This window comes from Bacillus sp. AFS029637 (genome assembly GCF_002584985.1).
Taxonomy (GTDB): Bacteria; Bacillota; Bacilli; order Bacillales; family Bacillaceae_G; genus Bacillus_A.
Map to the genome: position 1 here is coordinate 33,734 of NZ_NUPZ01000011.1, position 19,456 is coordinate 53,189.

Annotated in this window: 22 protein-coding genes and 1 pseudogene; 7 read left to right on the forward strand and 16 right to left on the reverse strand. The window is 35.6% G+C overall.

All coding sequences use genetic code 11. From position 1 onward, the window contains the following. Nucleotides 1-56 precede the first annotated feature (56 nt). Complete coding sequence (acnA, locus tag COE49_RS04145; protein ID WP_088233243.1) at nt 57-2,780, reverse strand: aconitate hydratase AcnA; 2,724 nt, start codon at nt 2,778-2,780, stop codon at nt 57-59. A gap of 291 nt (nt 2,781-3,071) precedes the next feature. Here acnA and sspO point away from each other — a divergent pair, with 291 nt between their 5' ends. Then, the gene (sspO, locus tag COE49_RS04150) at nt 3,072-3,221 is read left to right on the forward strand and encodes a small acid-soluble spore protein O (RefSeq protein WP_088233242.1); all 150 of its coding nucleotides are present in this window, start codon (nt 3,072-3,074) and stop codon (nt 3,219-3,221) included. 41 nt (nt 3,222-3,262) lie between these two features. Here sspO and pdaB read toward each other — a convergent pair whose 3' ends face one another. After that, on the reverse strand, nt 3,263-3,988 hold the full coding sequence (pdaB, locus tag COE49_RS04155; RefSeq protein WP_098252601.1) for a polysaccharide deacetylase family sporulation protein PdaB: 726 nt from the start codon (nt 3,986-3,988) through the stop codon (nt 3,263-3,265). A 46-nt stretch (nt 3,989-4,034) separates the two neighbouring features. Further along, complete coding sequence (locus COE49_RS04160; RefSeq protein WP_088233240.1) at nt 4,035-4,298, reverse strand: hypothetical protein; 264 nt, start codon at nt 4,296-4,298, stop codon at nt 4,035-4,037. A 121-nt stretch (nt 4,299-4,419) separates the two neighbouring features. On the opposite strand from COE49_RS04160, the gene COE49_RS04165 reads away from it, so the two are divergent. Both COE49_RS04165 and COE49_RS04170 read left to right on the forward strand, forming a co-directional pair. Next, nucleotides 4,420-4,542, forward strand: coding sequence for a small acid-soluble spore protein P (locus tag COE49_RS04165; protein WP_000517651.1), 123 nt, complete (start codon nt 4,420-4,422; stop codon nt 4,540-4,542). A 124-nt stretch (nt 4,543-4,666) separates the two neighbouring features. Further along, on the forward strand, nt 4,667-5,047 hold the full coding sequence (locus COE49_RS04170) for an Hsp20/alpha crystallin family protein (protein ID WP_140417539.1): 381 nt from the start codon (nt 4,667-4,669) through the stop codon (nt 5,045-5,047). 50 nt (nt 5,048-5,097) lie between these two features. Here the strand turns inward: COE49_RS04170 and COE49_RS04175 are convergent, their stop codons facing one another. Beyond that, a complete protein-coding gene (locus tag COE49_RS04175) occupies nt 5,098-6,336 on the reverse strand; it encodes an MDR family MFS transporter (RefSeq protein ID WP_088233238.1) in 1,239 nt (412 codons plus the stop codon). A gap of 68 nt (nt 6,337-6,404) precedes the next feature. Then, entirely contained in the window at nt 6,405-6,812 is a 408-nt protein-coding gene (locus COE49_RS04180) for a hypothetical protein (RefSeq protein ID WP_140417538.1), read from the reverse strand. Nucleotides 6,813-6,949: 137 nt separating this feature from the next. On the opposite strand from COE49_RS04180, the gene COE49_RS04185 reads away from it, so the two are divergent. Then, nucleotides 6,950-8,152, forward strand: a complete 1,203-nt coding sequence (locus COE49_RS04185) for an alanyl-tRNA editing protein (protein WP_170933806.1) — start codon at nt 6,950-6,952, stop codon at nt 8,150-8,152. 45 nt (nt 8,153-8,197) lie between these two features. Here COE49_RS04185 and COE49_RS04190 read toward each other — a convergent pair whose 3' ends face one another. Continuing rightward, nucleotides 8,198-8,641 carry an NUDIX domain-containing protein gene (locus COE49_RS04190; protein WP_088233235.1) on the reverse strand — a complete coding sequence of 148 codons (444 nt, stop codon included), beginning with the start codon at nt 8,639-8,641 and terminating at the stop codon, nt 8,198-8,200. Between the two features lie 158 nt (nt 8,642-8,799). Here COE49_RS04190 and COE49_RS27515 point away from each other — a divergent pair. After that, a pseudogene (locus tag COE49_RS27515) lies at nt 8,800-8,889 on the forward strand (DUF6434 domain-containing protein); the annotation flags it as partial. A gap of 8 nt (nt 8,890-8,897) precedes the next feature. Here COE49_RS27515 and COE49_RS04200 read toward each other — a convergent pair. From COE49_RS04200 to COE49_RS04230, 7 genes are all read right to left on the reverse strand, one after another. Further along, nucleotides 8,898-9,989, reverse strand: a complete 1,092-nt coding sequence (locus COE49_RS04200) for an acetyl-CoA C-acyltransferase (protein WP_088233234.1) — start codon at nt 9,987-9,989, stop codon at nt 8,898-8,900. Next, nucleotides 9,982-11,442, reverse strand: a complete 1,461-nt coding sequence (locus COE49_RS04205) for an acyl-CoA synthetase (RefSeq protein WP_088233233.1) — start codon at nt 11,440-11,442, stop codon at nt 9,982-9,984. The genes COE49_RS04200 and COE49_RS04205 overlap by 8 nt, the downstream gene beginning before the upstream one ends. Nucleotides 11,443-11,504: 62 nt before the next feature. After that, nucleotides 11,505-12,080 (reverse strand): biotin transporter BioY, encoded by a 576-nt coding sequence (locus COE49_RS04210; RefSeq protein ID WP_098252600.1) that lies wholly within the window; start codon nt 12,078-12,080, stop codon nt 11,505-11,507. Nucleotides 12,081-12,203: 123 nt separating this feature from the next. Beyond that, nucleotides 12,204-13,817, reverse strand: a complete 1,614-nt coding sequence (locus COE49_RS04215; RefSeq protein WP_098945716.1) for a long-chain fatty acid--CoA ligase — start codon at nt 13,815-13,817, stop codon at nt 12,204-12,206. A 168-nt stretch (nt 13,818-13,985) separates the two neighbouring features. Continuing rightward, entirely contained in the window at nt 13,986-14,774 is a 789-nt protein-coding gene (locus tag COE49_RS04220) for a helix-turn-helix domain-containing protein (protein ID WP_098252599.1), read from the reverse strand. A 267-nt stretch (nt 14,775-15,041) separates the two neighbouring features. Beyond that, entirely contained in the window at nt 15,042-15,602 is a 561-nt protein-coding gene (locus COE49_RS04225; RefSeq protein WP_098945717.1) for a GNAT family N-acetyltransferase, read from the reverse strand. Beyond that, the gene (locus COE49_RS04230; RefSeq protein ID WP_088233228.1) at nt 15,599-15,802 is read right to left on the reverse strand and encodes a hypothetical protein; all 204 of its coding nucleotides are present in this window, start codon (nt 15,800-15,802) and stop codon (nt 15,599-15,601) included. The genes COE49_RS04225 and COE49_RS04230 overlap by 4 nt, the downstream gene beginning before the upstream one ends. Nucleotides 15,803-15,954: 152 nt before the next feature. On the opposite strand from COE49_RS04230, the gene COE49_RS04235 reads away from it, so the two are divergent. After that, on the forward strand, nt 15,955-16,767 hold the full coding sequence (locus COE49_RS04235) for a GNAT family N-acetyltransferase (RefSeq protein WP_088233227.1): 813 nt from the start codon (nt 15,955-15,957) through the stop codon (nt 16,765-16,767). A gap of 189 nt (nt 16,768-16,956) precedes the next feature. Here the strand turns inward: COE49_RS04235 and COE49_RS04240 are convergent, their stop codons facing one another. The 3 genes from COE49_RS04240 to COE49_RS04250 are packed head-to-tail and all read right to left on the reverse strand — an operon-like array spanning nt 16,957 to nt 18,497. Beyond that, complete coding sequence (locus COE49_RS04240; RefSeq protein WP_088229943.1) at nt 16,957-17,205, reverse strand: DUF2164 domain-containing protein; 249 nt, start codon at nt 17,203-17,205, stop codon at nt 16,957-16,959. A gap of 20 nt (nt 17,206-17,225) precedes the next feature. Then, on the reverse strand, nt 17,226-17,678 hold the full coding sequence (locus tag COE49_RS04245) for a peptidoglycan recognition protein family protein (RefSeq protein ID WP_088229944.1): 453 nt from the start codon (nt 17,676-17,678) through the stop codon (nt 17,226-17,228). Nucleotides 17,679-17,693: 15 nt separating this feature from the next. Beyond that, nucleotides 17,694-18,497, reverse strand: a complete 804-nt coding sequence (locus tag COE49_RS04250; RefSeq protein WP_098357351.1) for a protein phosphatase 2C domain-containing protein — start codon at nt 18,495-18,497, stop codon at nt 17,694-17,696. 144 nt (nt 18,498-18,641) lie between these two features. On the opposite strand from COE49_RS04250, the gene COE49_RS04255 reads away from it, so the two are divergent. After that, nucleotides 18,642-19,451 carry a YitT family protein gene (locus COE49_RS04255; protein ID WP_088229946.1) on the forward strand — a complete coding sequence of 270 codons (810 nt, stop codon included), beginning with the start codon at nt 18,642-18,644 and terminating at the stop codon, nt 19,449-19,451. The last annotated feature ends 5 nt before the right edge of the window (nt 19,452-19,456 follow it).

The following is a 19,456-nucleotide window of genomic DNA, read 5'->3' on the forward strand; positions in this document are numbered from 1 at the left end:
TGCATAAAATAAGGAAGCTAACATATGTCAGCTTCCTTATCATTCATTTCAATTATTTAGTTTGACACTTTAGACTCTTCGATTTTCTCACGAAGAACCATTTGCAGGATACCACCGTGACGGTAGTAGTCAATTTCAACTTCACTATCGAAACGAGCTACTACTTCAAATTGTTTTTCGTTGCCATCTGCATCAGTTGCAACTACTTTTACAAGATCACGTGGTCTAACTGTTTTGTCAATTTGAATTTCAAATGACTCGTTACCAACAAGACCTAATGTTTCAGCGCTTTCACCATCTTTAAATTGAAGTGGTAATACGCCCATTAATACTAAGTTACTGCGGTGAATACGCTCGAAGCTTTCCGCGATTACTGCTTTAATACCTAATAAGTTTGTACCTTTCGCAGCCCAGTCACGAGAACTTCCCATACCGTAGTCTTTACCAGCAACAACTAGAAGGCCTGTGCCATCTTCTTTATATTTCATAGCAGCATCATAGATTGATGTTACTTCACCAGTTGGCCAATATGTTGTATATCCGCCTTCTGTTCCTGGTGCGATTTGGTTTTTAATACGGATGTTCGCGAATGTACCACGCATCATAACTTCATGGTTACCACGACGAGAACCGTAAGAGTTGAAGTCAACTGGTTGTACGCCGTTCTCTAATAAGTAGCGTCCAGCTGGTGTGTGCTTACCGATTGAACCTGCTGGTGAAATATGGTCTGTCGTTACAGAGTCACCAAATTTACCAACTACGCGTAAACCTGATAATGTTTCAACTTCACCTGGCTCTTTAGATAATCCTTCAAAGAACGGTGGGTTTTGAATGTATGTTGAATCATTATCCCAAGTATATAAAGCTTCATTTGAAGTTTGGATTTCATTCCAACGCTCATTGCTGTTAAATACTTGTGCATATTCTTTCTTGAACAGTTCAGATGTAACAACGCTTTGAACTACATCTTCAATTTCTTTAGCTGATGGCCAAATATCGTTGAAGTAAACAGCATTGCCATTTGCATCTTTACCGATTTCATCATTTTTCAGGTCAATATCCACAGTACCTGCAAGTGCATATGCCACAACAAGTGGTGGTGATGCTAAGTAGTTCGCTTTTACAAGCGGGTGAATACGTCCTTCAAAGTTACGGTTACCAGATAAAACAGATGTTACTAGTAAGTCGTTTGCTGCGATTGCTTCTTCAAGTTCGTCTGCTAATGGACCAGAGTTACCAATACAAGTTGTACAGCCGTAACCAACTGTTTGGAAACCTAATTGATCTAAATATGTTGTCAAACCTGATTTATCTAAGTATTCAGTAACAACTTTAGATCCTGGTGCTAATGATGTTTTTACGTACTCAGGTACTACAAGTCCTTTTTCAATTGCTTTCTTCGCAACTAGACCTGCTCCAATTAATACGTATGGGTTTGATGTATTTGTACAGCTTGTAATTGCAGCGATTGCAATTGCACCTGTTTTCATCGTTACTTCTTTATCTTCTAATGTAACCTTCACTTCTTTATCGAACTCTTGCTCATTAAATCCAAGTCCTTGTGTTCCAACTGGCGCTAAAACAGCTTTGTGGAACGCATCTTTCATATCTGAAAGTGGAATTAAATCTTGTGGGCGTTTCGGTCCAGAAAGGTTAGATTCGATTGTATTTAAATCAATTTCAACAAGATCAGTGTAAATTGGATCTTTGCTGTCTACTGTATAGAATAAACCGTTCGCTTTACAGTATTCTTCAACAACGCGAATTTGCTCTTCATCTCTACCTGTTAAACGTAAATATTCTAATGAAATGTCGTCGATTGGGAAGAATCCACAAGTTGCGCCGTATTCTGGTGCCATATTTGAAATTGTTGCACGGTCAGCTAAAGGCATGCTCTTTAGTCCATTACCGAAGAACTCAACGAATTTACCAACTACACCTTTTTGACGTAATACTTGTGTTACTTTTAATGCAACGTCAGTTGCTGTAGTACCACTTGGAAGTGTACCTGTTAATTTCACACCGATTACTTCAGGTACTGGGAAGTATGAAGGCTGTCCAAGCATTCCTGCTTCTGCTTCAATACCACCAACGCCCCATCCAAGAACGCCGATACCGTTAATCATTGTTGTATGTGAGTCTGTTCCAACTAATGAATCTGGGTATGCAACTAAGTCACCTTCAGCATTTTTCACTGCGTGAACAACTGGTGCTAAATATTCAAGGTTTACTTGGTGTACAATACCTGTAGCTGGTGGAACTGCACGGTAGTTATCAAATGATTTTTGTGCCCAGCTTAAAAATTTATAACGTTCTTCATTACGTTTAAACTCTAAGTCCATGTTGAATGCAAGCGAGTCTGCTGTACCCGCTCTATCAACCTGTACAGAGTGGTCAATTACAAGGTCTACAGTAATTTCAGGATTAATTTTATCAGGATCCCCGCCCATGTCTGCCATTGCTTTACGAAGCGAAGCCAAATCAACAACAGCTGGAACACCAGTGAAATCTTGTAAAATTACACGAGATGGTTTAAATGGAACATCGATATCTTGAACATCTTTCGTTCCCCACTTCGCTAAATTTGTAACATGTTCTTCTGTAATTACGCGTCCATCTACTTGACGAAGTACAGATTCAAGTAAAACTTTCACGGAATATGGTAATTGAGATACGTTGCCAACCCCTGCGTTTTCAAGCGCTTTTAATTGATAATAATGATACGTTTTTCCATCTACTTCGAAAGTTGCACGTGATTGAAATGGATTATGTTTGACCATTATGTTTCCCCCCTGTTAAACGTGACTAAGTTGTCTGAATATAAAATGTAGACAAACTTTTCAATACCTTACGATAATATCTTATTACAACTTTCTAAATAAGTAAATAATAAGAAACTTATAGATTATCATAAGTTTTCTTTATCTTTCTAAATTTGAATAGTGTTCATGCTCCTTATGAATACTATTACCGTAAAGTAAAGTACTCTTTCAGTGCTTCATTTTACGTTCATATATGCTATGAACTGTTCATCATTCAACCTACAAAAATTATTATAGAGGTGAAATCAAATGGGTAAACGAAAAGCAAATCATGTTATTTCAGGAATGAATTCTGCTTCTGCACAAGGACAAGGTGCGGGTTTTAGCGAAGAATTTGCAAACGAACCTTTAACTCCTGCAGAGCGACAAAATAATAAGAAACGTAAAAAGAATCAGTAATGAAAAATCCCAAAAGGTACGCCTGCCTTTTGGGATTTTTTCTAATGTTTATAGCGCAGCAATTCCGAAACCTTAACAAATCGATATCCTTGCTTTTTAAGCTCTGGCAAAATTTTTGCTAATGCCTCAACGGTTTGACTACGATTACTTCCTCCATCGTGTAACAGCACAATATCTCCACTTTTAGCATTTTTCAGGACATGATTTACAATGGATTCAACTCCTGGGTTTGCCCAATCACGAGGGTCTTGGTGCCATGACCATAGAACAATTTGATACCCAGCTTCTTTAGCTGTTGTAAATACGGCATCATTAATATATCCGCCTGGTGGACGGAATAATAAAGGTTCTTTCACCCATTTTTCAAAATACTTCTTTCCATTTAAAATATCATTTTTTAATTTCTCATCTGATGAGTTACTTGCGTACAAATGATCCATCGTATGATTTCCAATTTCATGTCCTTCTTTTAATACCCGCTTTACTAAATATGGATTACGCTGAACTCGAAATCCAATCATAAAAAAAGTCGCTTCTGCTTTGTATTGACGTAATAAATCTAATATTTGCGGTGTATACGTTGCATCTGGTCCGTCATCAAACGTAATCGCGATAACCTTCTCATTATTAGGTACTTCCCACGTTACATAACCAGTTGGCTCTAACTCTTTTCTTAACAACATTTTAGCTTCCACTTTGTCCACTTGAAATATATGTACTGCACAAATTAAAGAAAAAATTAATAGAATGATTTTTCGTTTCCGCATAGTAACACTAAAAGTAATGAGGTTGTTGGATACACAACAACCTCATTTACTTTTCTAATTGATCCACATTTCGCATAATATTTTGGAGATTATTTTCGTATTGCTCAAGTTGTGGACGTTGTGTTTCCGAAGCTACTTCAAGTGCATTTTGAATTTGTTCATACGCTTGTTGAACCTCTTGACGTAACTCTTTTAAATCATGACCGTAGTTTGGATCATTTTTCACAATATTGTTGAATGAATTTTCTGCTTGTGTAACCCCTTGCTGCGCTGCTTGAAAAGCTTGTTGTTTATCTTTATGATATGGCATTATACTTTCCCCTTTCTGTAATAGTTAGTCCCATTTATCTTTACCCTTTTTTCTAAAAACATTCTCGTATAAATTCGTAAACTTCTCTCATTCTAAAGAGAAAGAGGAGGTGTCACATACAATGGGAAAAAACAATCGTGAATCTAAAGAAAAAAAAGGACAACCTGAACCATTAAGCGGATCTCATAAAGTAAAAAATCGCAACCATTCACGCCAAAAAAACCATGCACATCATGATATGTAAAACAAAGGGCTCACACTAACTACTTTTGTCACATACACTGTTTATATTTTTCCATTTATTCTTCACCCCTACTTCATTCATGCATAACATAGTATGAATTGAGATTTTACGGAGGGTGTCTTACATGGGCAAGAAAAAGAAGATTTGTCTTTTTCATGTTGATGGTTTTGAAGAATGGATGGATCAATTTTGTTCTGATTCTTGTAGTAACTTTAGTTTCCCAAATCAAATTCATATTGACCTTTGCGAAACTGAACAAGAGTACATTTTGGAAACAGATGTACCAAATGTATCTGAACGAAATGTAGTCATTAAAAAGATGGAGACAGGCCTACACATTTGCATACTTCATAAAAACACTTCTTTGCAGCGGACCATTCCTTTACCTGCAAATATCATTTATAAGAAGATGCTAGCCTGCTCAGAGAATGGATTTTTAGCCATTCATATTTCCAAAAATGAAATTGCTAATAAGCATGAAAAGAAAGTTCTTTTTTCAAATTAAGAGTTAAAATAAATACAAACATAAGCCCCAGTTGGTTACTGGGGCTTATGTTATTTCGCATGCATTTCTATATTAGAATTTCTATCATATCTTTTTTTCAATAACCCTTTTGTAACTAAAAGAACCGGAAAGGCTACAATTGAAAATATAGATAGTGCTGAAAATACTACAAACCCATTTTGATACCCGTAATAATCAAGAAGTACGCCCCCAAACCAAGGACCAATTACTCCTCCAATTCCGGAAAAGCCCATCGCTCCAAAATAAGTTCCCTTTAGATTTGAGACAGCTATATCATCAATAAATACATCTGTCATTGAAAACATTAAAACTTCTCCCACTGTAAAAATAAATGTACATACAGCGGCCCCTAACGTAGATTCTACTATTCCAAATCCAAATAACCCTGCGCTCACAAATAAAGTGCCAACCATAATTGATGCTAATGGTGTATATCTTTTACACGTGTGAATAACAGGGTATTGAATAATCACTACAACAATTGCATTTAAAGCTAGCATATATGAGAACAACTTTACTCCATCCTGAAATATATGCGCATTCGCAAAATATTGAGATACCGTTGTCGTTAAGTGAGAAAAACCACAATTACTCAAAATAATACCGACTAATGCAACTAAAAATACGACATCCTTTCGCAATATACGAATTGCATTTAACATTGTCACAGGCTTTTCTGCATTTATTTTCTTGCGTTCCAGTGGATACTTCTTAAATTGGAACGCTAATATAGCTGTATATAAAATGTATACCCCAGCTGCTACTAAAAAAGGAATTGTTGATTTTGCGCTTCCAATCTGTAATCCAACAAGTGGACCGATCGCTACCCCAACATTGATTGCACCGTAACGCAAATTATATACGAGTAAACGATACTCTGGTTTCGTTAAATCCGATAATAATGCTCTTGACGTCGGTTCAAAAAAGGACCTACATAATCCATTCAAAGCATTTAGTAAAAAGAAACTTAAAACATGATCTGCAAGTGAAAAACCTAAGAATACAAACACCCAAACGATCATGGACCATAGTATAATCATGTTTCGGCCGAATCGATCCGATAAATTCCCCCCGATAAAACTAGCAAACACTCCAACAAGTGCACTCGTTCCGATAATAGCACCCGTCATTCCAGCTGATACACCTTTAACAGTCGTTAAATAAATTGCTAAAAAAGGAATACTCATTGACGTGGCGAACCTCGCAAATAAAGTCCCTACTATGATTGTCATTCCTAACGGATGAATATTTTGTAACTTCCCCTTCATCTTTAAACCTACTCTCCCTTTTCTTACATAAAAAAAGAAAGCAAAGGATCTGCTTTCTTTTCCTTTTTCTATACTTGAGTTGTTGATACCCGAGCCGTTCTCGTTATGTCCATATCAATTCCATATGTAAACTGTAATTCTTTACAAACATCTTTAATTAAAATTGCAACATTATACTTTTCATTAAATTGTAAAACGATGTTTTCTACTTCTTCGTATGTATACCTATATTCTCCTGTAATGACACTTTTTAAATCAAAACATTCATTGATGCAAAGTTGTACAAGTAGTTGGTCATATTTCTCTATTACATCTTCTTTCTTCCAAAGTAACTCTTTTACATATAACCGATCAAACTTTACACTTTCACGGTTACAATCCGTTAAAATCCGGGTCATTTCATTTAATTCTCGATATAATTCGGAAATATTTCTGCTTAAACTAAGCAATTTATCTACGCCATTTTCATATAACATGCTCATTCCACCCCCGCATTTTCTTTTTCTTATTATAGCAAGAAAATTCTAAAAATAGTTTCTTTCTTCTGAAATATTAGGAAACTAATTTTAATTGTTTTACAATGAAACTAGTGAACACGAAAGGGGAAAAAAAATTGGAGCAAAAACTATATTACACTGACGCTTATAAAAAAGACTTTACTACTAAAGTTATAAAGCAAGATTATGATAAAGACGGTAACTTATACGTTGTTTTAAACGAAACGGCATTTTATCCGACAGGTGGCGGACAACCGCACGATACTGGAACTTTAAATGGTATTGCAGTATTTGGTGTTGAGGAAGTCGACGAAGAGATCCGCCACTTCATTTCAGAACAATTACATACAGAAGAAGTAGAAGGTAAAATTAATTGGGAACGCCGTTTTGATCATATGCAGCAACATACAGCTCAGCACATTTTATCTGCTTCTTTTTGGGATCATTTTAACATTCCAACTATCGGATTCCATCTTGGAAAAGAAACAGTAACAATTGATTTAGAAACAGAAAGTCTTCATGCGGAAACGGTTGAAAAAGCAGTGCAAATTGCGAACAAAATTGTTTTTGAAAATCATCCCATTCTCATTAAATGGATGAACTTAGAAGAAGCGAAAACTTTACCTCTTCGCAAAGAACCAACTTTAACAGAAAATATACGCGTTGTTATGATCGAAAACTTTGATTATAACGGCTGTGGTGGAACGCACCCGAGACATACAGGTGAAGTAGGTCCTATTCAAGTACTGAACTGGGAGCGCAATAAAGGTGGCATCCGCTTAACATTTATCGCTGGTTGGCGCACACTTAAATTAATGGGGCAACAGCAACAAATTATGAAAGATGTTTCTAAACAATTAAACAGTAGCGAAACTGATATTCCAGCAAAAGTAGCACAACTTCTTACTTCTCAAAAAGAAAATGAAAAAGCAATACAAACAATGACTGAACAACTATTATTCGCAGAGGCAAATGAATTGCTGCAACAGCCTACAGAAATACATGCTGGAACACTTATTTCTAAAGTATTTACAACTCGTTCTATGCAAGAAATCGCAAAACTTTCTGCTATTATTACAGAACAACAAGAGCATACCATTACATATTTTGTTATTGAAAACGAAGACAAACTACAATGTATTCTCGCTTGCGGAAAAACAGTAACGCTCGATATGAATGCCCTTTTAAAAGATGCCCTTCCTGCAATTGAAGGAAAAGGTGGCGGTAATAAAAAAAGTGCGCGTGGCGGCGGGAAAGCGATTATGAGCGGAGATGAATTTTTAAATCAGCTTGTTTCTTCTTTACAGTCAGCGGTGTAAAACATTTTTAGGAAGGATAGCTTACCAGCTATCCTTCTTCTATATTTAAAGACCAATATTTCGTTTCAACCCTTGATAACTCCCTGCATTTGCAAACCCTTCACTTATAAGAGTTATAAAAGTTTCCGAAAAACCATAATGACCTAATTCTATAATCGGCGCCATTTGCACATCATGAATTGGATTATTATCAAATTCATTTGATGGTAAAGTAATTTCACCTTCAATCCTTTCAAGCAGAAACGTAATATGCAATAAAGATGGGCTAGCATCCGGTTTATCACAAACATAGAGTAGCTTCTTGATTTTAACTTCTAACCCTGTTTCTTCTCTCATTTCTCGAATCATCGCTTCTTCTAACATTTCCCCATTCTCTACTCTTCCTCCAGGTAAAGACCAATTCCGATTAGCAACTTTTTGCTTTACTAGCAATACTTTTTCATCTTCAATTAAAATTCCAGTAACACGAACTTGCATTACATTTTCCATATGTCATCTCCTCTTCCCATTATATTTACAAATTAATCCTTCCATAAAAAGAACATATGTTTTATAATTAAAGAAAATTATGGAAGAAAGAAGTTGCTATATTCATGCGTCCACCTTTAACAAAAACTATATCTCTTGAAGATTTCCAAAACTATTATTGGTTAAAAGCTGATGCAATTGCTGCTTGGAACGAAATAAAAACAAAACCTGGTAGCAACGCCTATATTCCTCAAAAAGTAGAGAACTAGTTACCTTGCTAGTCTTCTACTTTCTCAAATAATAGAGCAAGCCCAATTCCACCACCAATCCCTAATGTCGCAATTCCATATTTCATATGCTCCCTTTGCGCTTGATAAAACAAGCGCGTTACAAGCATAGCTCCAGACGCACCGTACGGATGACCGAGTGCTATCGCACCACCATTTACATTTAACTTTTCATACGGAATTTGTAACTCCTTTGCACAAGCCACAATTTTCGAAGCAAATGCTTCATTTATTTCAAAATAATCAATGTCCTCTACTTTTAAGTTCATTCCATTTAATAATTTATTTACTGCAAATATCGGACCAGTTCCAGGGAGATTTGGATCCACTCCAACTACAACACTGCGAACGAAACGAAGGACAGGCTTGTATCCTAATTTTCGGGCTTGCCCCTCTTCCATTACAAGAACGGCACATGCTCCATCATTTACGCCACACGAATTACCTGCCGTTACTGTGCCATTTTGCCAAAATACAGGTTTTGTTCTCTTAATAATTCTTTCATACTTCATTTCTTGCTTTATAGCTTCATCTAATAATCCATTAAGTGACAATATTTCATCTTGTATATATCCATTTTCTAACGCTTGTAATGTCCGGTTATAGCTAAGACAAGCGTACTTGTCTTGCATTTCTCTCGTTATGTTATAACGCTCTGCAACATATTCAGCCGCTACTCCCATATCAGGATCACCGATTGTTTCAGGTGAAAAACGCGCTCTCTTTTGAAAAGGTGATGTACTTGTACTCTCTACTCCCCCGGCGATATAACAATTACCTGCTCCCCCTTGAATGAGATGACACGCCGTACGTACTGCCTCCAATCCCGCACCACATTGCCGGTCAATCGTTACACCAGGAATATGATAACCGAGCCCCGCCTCTAAAGTAGACAGCCTTGCAATATTTCCTCCCGGCCCAACAACATTCCCTAATATAACATCGTCTATTTCTCTCTCAATTCCTTTACTTAAAAACGAAAGAAGTGGTGCCGCTAAATGCTGAACTTCATAATCTTTCAACATCCCATTCTTCTTACCAATAGGTGTTCTTTTCGCCTCTACAATAACCGCTCTATTCATATATCTTCTCCCGGTTTTCAATCATATTTTTTGCTGTAACACGAGCAATCTTTCCACTATTTGTATACGGTATTTCATCAACAAAATGCCATTCTTTCGGTATTTTAAAAGAAGATAATCGTTGTAAGCAAAAACTCTTTAATTGTTGCTTCGTAGCACTTCCTTTTACGATAGCGACAGGCTTTTCACCCCAATAATTATCCTTTATACCAACTACAACAATTTCTTCGACAGCTGGATGAGTATATAACACACTTTCTATTTCTTCTGGATAAATATTGATTCCTCCAAATAAAATCATATTCTTCTCTCTACCAACAATATATATGAAACCTTCTTCATCTTGATAGCCTACATCTCGCACTGTCATCCAGCCATCTGCAGTCAACTCCGGAACTAAAACCCCTTCTATTATGTATCCCATAAAAAACTGATCACTTTTTACATAAATAGTTCCTACATCACCTGTCTGTACGATTTCTCCTACTTCATTACATATTCGAACTTGCACATTGTGACAAGGTTTTCCTACTGAATTTAGCTTACCGCTCTCTTCATCGACTAGTGTTGTTACAAAACTAAGTTCAGATGCACCGTAAAATTCATATTTTTTCGCATAAGGGAATATACTCTTTATTTTTTCTTTCGCTTCAGCTTCCCATTTCGCTCCTGACGAAATAATTTTCATTTCATTATCTATTACTCTATTTTCTTTATATAAAGACTCCAGCATTGTTGGTACTGTATACATAACCGAAATATTTTCAGTTACTAACTTATCTAACACTTGATTTGGAATAAACTTTCTCATAGTATGTACGGTTTGCCCCATATATAGTGCACTTATTGCTCCGTATAAGAATAAAGAATGAACACACGTCCCAGCTATTAAAATAGAATCTTCCTTTTTCATATGAAAGTCATGTACATTACAATCAAAACTATGAACCCACGATTGTTGTGCACGTAAAAATGCCTTCGCCTTCCCAGTTGACCCTGATGTAAATCCCATATAAAAAGGAGCATGTTGTACACATTCTACAATGTGCTCTATAGGAAGATAGTTCTCTATTATTTGTTTCCATTTATCAATTTCAATTACTCTTCCTTCTTCACCCGATAGATCATTTACCTTATATCGCTCTGTCACAATCATATTCGGATTACTGATTGCAATTCTTTCTTTGAGCTCATCCTGTTTCCACTTTATATCTAATGGCACACAAATCCATCCGGCCATAGCGGCACCCGCAAATAGTTGTAAAAACTCGATACTATTTTCTAATACAATTGCTATCGTTTTATTCTTCGATTCTTTTTCATTTAACCAGTTTGCTACTTTACAAACTGACTCGAACCACTCTTTATATGTTAATACTCTATCATTTTCCTTTATCGCTATTTTATTTGGTTGCAAAGAAGCATGCTTTTTATATTCTTTTGTAATCCCCATATGAGACGTCCTTTCTTTACAAAATAATAAAAAGAAACACGCATTAGCGTGTTTCTTCTCTCTTATCCCGCATTTGTATATTTTCTATTCTTCAAAGCAGGCGTAATAATATGTTTCAATGAACGATGTAATTTTGTCACGAGAATTGCTGCTATAATCGCTTTTATGCAATCACCTGGTAAAAATACGACACTTACTTTCATCGTTTCCCATACGGAAATATCCATTACGAAAGCTTGTACAATGATACCAAATACATAAACTACGAAAATACCACCAATTATATTAATGCATAATACTTTTATAATAGAAACTTCACGTAAACGCTCAATTAAATAACCAATTACAAATGCTCCTACAATATAACCTAGTAAATATCCTGCACTTGGACCAACAAATACACTTGGACCACCACGTCCACCTGCAAGTAATGGTGCACCAACTCCTACAATAAGTAAGAAAACGAGCTGACTTAGTGCTCCAAGACGTGATCCTAACAGTCCACCCGCAAGCATAACACCGAGTGACTGTAAAGTAATCGGAACTGGTGTAAGAGAAAGAGCAATTGGAGGTATTAACCCTAGCACTCCCATAATAGAACTAAATAAAGCGACGAAAACTAAGTTTTTTGTATTCATGTTTGCTTCTCCTATTTGTAAACTTAAAGTTAAATTCAGATAACATATTACAAGAATTATATTAGCTTTCAACCCCGCTTTTGTCAACTTCATTTTAACGATAGTTTACAAATAAGAATTCCATTATTTTCCTTTATGCAAATGCTCTAGTTCTTTCCGAAGCGCCTGTTTTAAAAACTTCCCAACAGATGTTTTCGGTATTTCTTCCATAAATACAATATCATCCGGTAACCACCACTTCGCAAACTGTGGTTTTAAAAACTCATATAACTCTTCTTTTGTAACAGTACTATTTTTCTTTTGAACAACGCAGGCAATTGGTCGCTCTTGCCACTGTGGGTGTGGAATTGCAACGACAGCTGCTTCAAATATAGCGTCATGTGCCATTAAAGCGTTCTCAAGATTGACTGAAGAAATCCATTCTCCACCGCTTTTAATAACATCTTTCGTACGATCAACAATTTTTACGCAGCCTTCCTCATCAACTGTAACAACATCGCCAGTATATAACCAACCGTCACGGAATCCTTCAACAGTACGATCATCGTTATAATAGCTTTCAGCGATCCAAGGCGCTCGTAAACATAATTCTCCCATCTCCGTACCGTCCCACTTCACTTCACCATTTGTACCGACTACTTTCATCTCAACACCCGGAACAAGATATCCTTGTTTAGAGCGGATTTCTAATTGCTCTTCATATGACAAGTCTGTTTCATAACTTTTCAAACGCGCAAGTGTTACGAGCGGGCTTGTTTCAGTCATGCCGTATGCATGTATAAAAGGAACATTATATTTTTGTTCAAACGCTTTAATAACGCTTTTCGGTGCAGCTGCGCCTCCGCATAATATTCTCGTTATACTAGATAAATCGTAACTATTATTTTCTAACTCTTGTAATACACCAAGCCAAATTGTCGGCACACCCGCAGCTATCGTTACTTTTTCAGATTGAATCATCTCTAATAAAATTTTCGGATTAAACATCGGTCCTGGGAGAACTTGTTTTGAACCAAACCAAGCAGCTGCAAAAGGAAGTCCCCAAGCATTCACATGAAACATTGGTACAATCGCCATCGCTGCATCACTTTCCGATAAAGCAGCTGTATCAGCTAAACCGAGTGCCATACAATGCAATACAGTACTACGATGCGTATATACAACACCTTTTGGGTTTCCTGTAGTCGCTGACGTATAACACATACCAGCTGGTGTATTTTCATCAATATCTTTTACAAATTGGAAATTTGAATCGCCTTCTTCTAAAAGTTTCTCATAATGATATACAGGCTGAAGTGTAGTTTTTGGGAGCTCATCTTTATCAGTCATAACAATGTAGGCTTGTACAGTTGATAATTCGGATTGAATACTTTCAACGAGTGGTACGAGATCTTCATCAATAAGTAAAATTCGATCTTCAGCGTGCTGAATAATGTATGAAATATGTTGGGGAGATAAACGAATATTAATTGTGTGCAAAATGGAAGCAATACCCGGAATAGCAAAATATGCTTCCACATGTCGATGATGATTCCATGCTAACGTTCCTACACGTTCGCCTTCCTTAATCCCAAGCTTTTTTAACGCACTAGAAAGTCTTCTCGTCCTTTCTCCTAGCTGTTTATACGTTAATGTCGTAATGGTATCATGTGTACGAGAAACGATTTCTTTCTTTGGGAATAACTTTTCTGCCCTTTCCATCATAGAACTAATTGTTAGCGGTACATTCATCATCATATTGGTTACATCCTCCCTTTAAAGCGTTTTCATTTTCATATATTATAACAGACTTCAACAAATATTTACGATATTTTTCAGTATTTTCTGAATTATTTCTTTGGAAATAATTCAAATCAATAAAAAACATGTTTTGAATACACTGATCCGAAACATGTTTTTTATTTTTTATAAACTATCCACCTTTTTTCTGACTTTCTTTTTCAATTTAAAAATAAAACGATTACTATATTCTTTATTTTCTACTAAAATCCGGTACGTCTCTAACACTCCTAAAACACGAACAAAAAGATAAAATCCAATAGCAATAAGTACAACACAGTAAGGATAATACTGCACTAGCTCTCCTGAAGTGATTCGTTTTTTTTCAAATAAAAACGGTATTGCTCCTGCTGCTATGAAACAAAATCCAACAACCACTACTGCAGCATATTTCTTTTTAATAGTCGCATATCTTTTTGTCAATTCTTTTAGAAAGTTTTGATCAAATAGTAGTTCTTCTTTTTTCAATACATTGTATCGACTCTCTTCTATCGTTACAGGTACCATCATCGCTCCAATCCCCAGCACTGCAATAATAATGACAAGAAACGTAGACATTGTTGCATTTTCTTTAAATAGTAAATACGGTATTGTCGATAAAATGAGCAAACTAAATCCTAATGCAATATACTTAGAAATTTTTTGTCCATACACTATATACCCTTCTGCCATTTCCTTACTTACGTAATAACCATTTTCCTTTTCATTACTTTGTTCAGCAGTTTCTTTTAATAAGTAATCAAGAGATACTTCGAATACATTTCCAATCATTATTAACTTTTCAGTTTCAGGAAAACCTTGACCATTTTCCCATTTACTAACCGCTTGCCTTGTCGTGTTTAATTTCTCAGCTAACGCTTCTTGAGAAAGTCCCTTTTCCTTTCTTAATTTAAATAATTTTTCACCAAATTCCATATGTGTGTCCCCCTTTGTTTTTCTTAACTAAATTGTACGTAAACATTGCGCTTACCTCTATCTTCCTGCGGTTGCGCTTTGTCAACTTACGGTTGCGATTGTGTTATATTGCGGTTTTATATACGATTTAGCTAGTTTCTTCTATGATTATGACGTTAATAAAACATTTTCTTCTAATAACAAATTATAACAATTAAAGGTAATTATTGTTATAAAAAAACGAAAAACTCCCTTATTTATTTAAAGGAGTTTTCAATAAAAACTATTTCATTGGTTCATATATCTTTCCCTAGATATATGATACTTTTTCATATCACGATACTTACCTTTAACGAACAAATCATTTTGAAGCGTACATTCATACTCCATATTCAAACGTTTCATTAATCTTTCAGATGCTTCATTTTCCGAGTTACATCCCGCTTCAATACGATTAAGACGTAACTCATGAAAACCATGGTTAAAAAAAGCTAATGCAGCCTCGGTAGCCAATCCTCTTCCCCAATATTTTCGTGATAAAGCGTATGCAATTTCTGCTTTATGTGCAGTTGAATCATACTTTATAAACCCACAAGTCCCTATAAGTTTTTGCTCCCCTTTTAACACTATGCCAAGGGGAGCTACTTGTTCTTTCTCGTACCCACTCACAATTCCTTCTATATATTCAGCTGTTTCATGCAACGATTGATGAGCATCCCATACAGTATATGTTGTCATCTCTTTATCAGCAGCATACTCAAATATATGTAAACTATCACTCATATTAATTTTCCTTAATATAAGTCGTTTCGTATATAACGTTGGATACGACCACTTCTCAATGATCATAACGGCTTCTGCTTAAATTTTTCATAGTTCCGTACCTTTAATAAAAGGATATTCCCGCAATCTGTACAAATATAAGCATCCACTGGTGAAGATGTGAACATCGTCTCCTTTTTCCTTATTTGTGCATATCCGATAAACTCTCCTTCCCCTATGTTTTGAGAACCACAATGAGAGCATGTCTGCACGTCTTTCTGTTTCATGAGAGCACCACCTTTAATCTGTTTCCACTCCCTTCGACAGTTCACTTCCATTTCCCTTCCAAAAAACTTCTTATTCTCTTACATTACAACAGGAATCTCTGAGCAAAAATCGTATATGTACTATAAACTATATTAATTGACGGAGGAATCTTATGAGTACAATTATGACACTTGATGCAGCCAGTGAAATTGAAAACGCGGAAATAAATATGCTTTCTTCTAGATTAGAGGCACTACAAGAAATAAATGGAAACCCAATGCAAGTACAAATGAAAAAATTCGGGAGTGCCACTGCCTTTTCATCAAAAGTGATTGCTGGTCCTACTTTTAATACAGTAAAAGGCATTACATTTACAAATACAGATCAGATAGATGAAATCATCTCTTATTATCAATCACTACAAATTCCTTGCCGCTTTGAAATCACACCAGCGCAAGGCACAACTGAACTATTTCAATATTTATCTCAAAAAGGTTTTTACCAATCCAGCTTCCATACTGCTTTATATAATATACCGAGAGAAGATTCATCCCTTCTTCCGTCTAACATTTCAGTACGCCAACTAAAAGAAAATGAGTTTAATATTTTCGCAGACATATATGTAAGCGGATTTAATATGCCGTCCTTTACAAAAGATGGCGTCCATCAAAACAACGAAATTCTTTACAATAAACCTGGATGGCATTTTTTCATAGCTGAAGTTCAAAATATCCCTGCGGGCATTGGTGTTCTGTATATAAATCAAGGGATTGCCTCATTAGCCGCTTCTGCTACTTTGCCAGAATTTCAGCGTAGAGGCTGTCATACTGCATTAATTCAAAAACGAATTGAGACAGCTATTGAATCCAATTGTAATTTAATAGTTGGACAAGCAAGATTCGGTAGCGGCAGTCAAAATAATATGGAACGTGCCCATATGAAAATCGCTTATACAAAATCAATTTGGACTGCAAAAGACATGTAATTAACATTCTTTCTCTTTCCATTACAGTCTTATACATTTTATGACAGCTTCTTTTCTATCCTATTAATAATATTCAAACTACAAGAAAGAGAAGTGTATGACTAAGCATGATCATGGTTTAAAAGAAAAAGCACATGCATATAAAAGAATATAAAGAAGGGAAATAAAAAAGAGCCCGTCGGCTCTTTTTTATTTTCCCTCACTCTTCTCTAACACATATAAATCTTCTTCTATATTCGTTAATTTCTCACTTACAAGCTTTCTTGCATCTCCAATTGCTTGATTGTATGCAAATGGTCCAATTAATTTAATCATTTCTTCTATTAAACGTTCTGCTTGAAATCGTCCGATTTCATCTAAATCTTCTTCCATGAAAAATTGCTGAATTTGTGCTACAAGCTCTTCTTTTTTATCGTTCGTTATTTTTATATTCATCATTATTCGCTACTCCTCTATATTTAAGATAGTACATTTCTTAACTCTACCATAGAAAAACGATTCCCAGGACAACTTTTTGTCACGCCTTCTAGCTCCCTATGACCGAGTATATTTTCTTTCTTTATAGCAAACTGCTTCATAAACATTTTACATAAAGAATATAATGCATTCATTTGCGGGGTAGTTGGATCATATTTATCGAAATTACCCGTCATACATATTCCAATTGTATCCCTATTATTATCTTTCGCATGTGCTCCAATATGTAACCCTCGCCCTTCCACTACAGTTCCATCTTCTTCAATAAAATAATTGTAACCAATTCCGCTCCACCCTCTTACAGTTTGATGAAATTCGTGTGTTTTATACACATCCCATCCATCTTCTGATGTATGGTGAATAATTAGTTTATCTATTCTTTCTAAAGGAACTAATTCATCTTTAAATGTTAGATTTGCACATTTAATTTCCATTTGAACTGCCTCCTCTCAAAAATCAATCATTACAATTGTTTTATCGTCTGGTCTGATTCTATCTATTCCTTCTAACTCTTCAATAATTGCTACGTATTCATTTATACTATTCTTTCTTATATATGCAACAGTTTGTTCGAGTGGCCAATCTGGGTGGAATAATCCGTCTGAACAAATAAAAATCCCACTCACTTCATCTATATGTAATTCACCATGTTGTAAGTAATTCATTGCTTCTTTCATTCCGTTTGCAACAGAATAGCCACCCTGCATATTTGCAAGATAACGATTGTATTTTAACTGTTCTCTAACATCTTGAAAAACATGTTCTTCTAGTACAGATAAACCTTTTTTACGATCTTCTTCCCTCTTCTTTTTTGCACGTTCACTAATTCCTTTAACCGTGTCTTTCGATACTACTCGCATCGTTCCATTTTGAAGAATTGCAACGATCATACAGTCACCCAGCTGCGCATATTCAATTTTCGCACCATCTATTTGAACTGCCGCAATACATGTGCACCACAAGTGCTCTTTTTTTCTCGTGTCTACTTTATATTCCAGCATTTTGTTTTGCAATGCTTCATTTGCTTTCGCAACTGCAACTTGTAAACTATGCTTTTCTCGTAATGCAGTAAAATAACTTGCAAATAAATGTGAAGCGATGTACGCTCCATTATGTCCCTTTTCATCACGAAACGGGACGAGTGGTGTTGCACCATCACACACACCATAAATCATTTGATCTTCATTACAAAAATAAGAATCCTCACATTCTTGCTTCAATGGACTTTTTTGCTGATACGTATTTACTCTCAAATTTGCATCCCCTTTCAAATTGCGAAATAATCAAACGGTTTTGATTAATCTAATTCTACAAAATAAACTGTTTTTACCCAAAACTTTCAATATCATATATAATCTTGAAATAATATGAATTTTTTAGTGAAGGAAGGGAAAGAGATGATTAGATTTCTTGGTGTTATTATTGGTTCTATTATTATTGCAATTGCCTTTAATCTTTTCCTTATCCCCCACAAAATTTTAAGTAGTGGAATTGGCGGAATCGCTATTATTTTAGGGATTGTAACTCCTGTGAATACAGGGATTATTAACTTCGTATTAAACTTACCTATCCTTATTTTAGGATACATAGGTCTTGGAAAAAAAGTAGTTTTTAACACTGTTATCTCTGTAATTGTATTATCTGTTGCATTATACTATGTTCCAGTAAAAGTCGTAGCAACAGATCCACTTTTATCATCTATCTTCGGTGGTGTCATTGCCGGAGCTGGTATCGGTCTTGTTTTTAACTGTAATGGATCAACTGGTGGATTTGATATTATCGGTATGTTATTATCCCGCAAGCGAGACATTAAACTTGGCGGATTCCTTATTGCTTTAAATGCAGTCGTTGTTGTTATTGCAGGATTCTTCTTCACTTGGGATGTTGCACTTACAAGCTTACTTTCCATTTATGTAACTGGTAAAGTAATCGATGCTGTTCATACAAAACATAGTAAAGTTACACTTATGATTGTAACAAATGAAGCAGAAAAAATGAAACAACACCTTCTTTCAACCGTTGTACGCGGGATTACATTACTTGACGGAGAAGGTGCTTACTCAAGCGAGAAAAAGCGTGTACTTATGACAGTCGTTTCTCGTGAAGAATTAGCAAGTATGAAATTAACAATTTCTGAAATTGACCCAAATGCGTTCGTCAATATTACGGAAACTGTAGAAGTTTTAGGACTTTTCAGAAGAAGTTAAAGACT

What these genes read in the sequence shown, in the direction of transcription:
- pdaB (WP_098252601.1), bottom strand. Translation starts at nt 3,988, where the DNA reads ATGCGGAAACGAAAAATCATTCTATTAATTTTTTCTTTAATTTGTGCA.
- COE49_RS04160 (WP_088233240.1), bottom strand. Translation starts at nt 4,298, where the DNA reads ATGCCATATCATAAAGATAAACAACAAGCTTTTCAAGCAGCGCAGCAA.
- COE49_RS04190 (WP_088233235.1), bottom strand. Translation starts at nt 8,641, where the DNA reads ATGGAAAATGTAATGCAAGTTCGTGTTACTGGAATTTTAATTGAAGAT.
- COE49_RS04200 (WP_088233234.1), bottom strand. Translation starts at nt 9,989, where the DNA reads ATGAATAGAGCGGTTATTGTAGAGGCGAAAAGAACACCTATTGGTAAG.
- COE49_RS04240 (WP_088229943.1), bottom strand. Translation starts at nt 17,205, where the DNA reads ATGATGAATATAAAAATAACGAACGATAAAAAAGAAGAGCTTGTAGCA.
- COE49_RS04230 (WP_088233228.1), bottom strand. Translation starts at nt 15,802, where the DNA reads ATGAAACAGAAAGACGTGCAGACATGCTCTCATTGTGGTTCTCAAAAC.
- COE49_RS04245 (WP_088229944.1), bottom strand. Translation starts at nt 17,678, where the DNA reads ATGGAAATTAAATGTGCAAATCTAACATTTAAAGATGAATTAGTTCCT.
- COE49_RS04180 (WP_140417538.1), bottom strand. Translation starts at nt 6,812, where the DNA reads ATGTTATATGAAAATGGCGTAGATAAATTGCTTAGTTTAAGCAGAAAT.
- COE49_RS04225 (WP_098945717.1), bottom strand. Translation starts at nt 15,602, where the DNA reads ATGATCATTGAGAAGTGGTCGTATCCAACGTTATATACGAAACGACTT.
- COE49_RS04205 (WP_088233233.1), bottom strand. Translation starts at nt 11,442, where the DNA reads ATGGGGATTACAAAAGAATATAAAAAGCATGCTTCTTTGCAACCAAAT.
- COE49_RS04255 (WP_088229946.1), top strand. Translation starts at nt 18,642, where the DNA reads ATGATTAGATTTCTTGGTGTTATTATTGGTTCTATTATTATTGCAATT.
- sspO (WP_088233242.1), top strand. Translation starts at nt 3,072, where the DNA reads ATGGGTAAACGAAAAGCAAATCATGTTATTTCAGGAATGAATTCTGCT.
- COE49_RS04165 (WP_000517651.1), top strand. Translation starts at nt 4,420, where the DNA reads ATGGGAAAAAACAATCGTGAATCTAAAGAAAAAAAAGGACAACCTGAA.
- COE49_RS04235 (WP_088233227.1), top strand. Translation starts at nt 15,955, where the DNA reads ATGAGTACAATTATGACACTTGATGCAGCCAGTGAAATTGAAAACGCG.
- COE49_RS04170 (WP_140417539.1), top strand. Translation starts at nt 4,667, where the DNA reads ATGGGCAAGAAAAAGAAGATTTGTCTTTTTCATGTTGATGGTTTTGAA.
- acnA (WP_088233243.1), bottom strand. Translation starts at nt 2,780, where the DNA reads ATGGTCAAACATAATCCATTTCAATCACGTGCAACTTTCGAAGTAGAT.
- COE49_RS04210 (WP_098252600.1), bottom strand. Translation starts at nt 12,080, where the DNA reads ATGAATACAAAAAACTTAGTTTTCGTCGCTTTATTTAGTTCTATTATG.
- COE49_RS04215 (WP_098945716.1), bottom strand. Translation starts at nt 13,817, where the DNA reads ATGATGATGAATGTACCGCTAACAATTAGTTCTATGATGGAAAGGGCA.
- COE49_RS04220 (WP_098252599.1), bottom strand. Translation starts at nt 14,774, where the DNA reads ATGGAATTTGGTGAAAAATTATTTAAATTAAGAAAGGAAAAGGGACTT.
- COE49_RS04175 (WP_088233238.1), bottom strand. Translation starts at nt 6,336, where the DNA reads ATGAAGGGGAAGTTACAAAATATTCATCCGTTAGGAATGACAATCATA.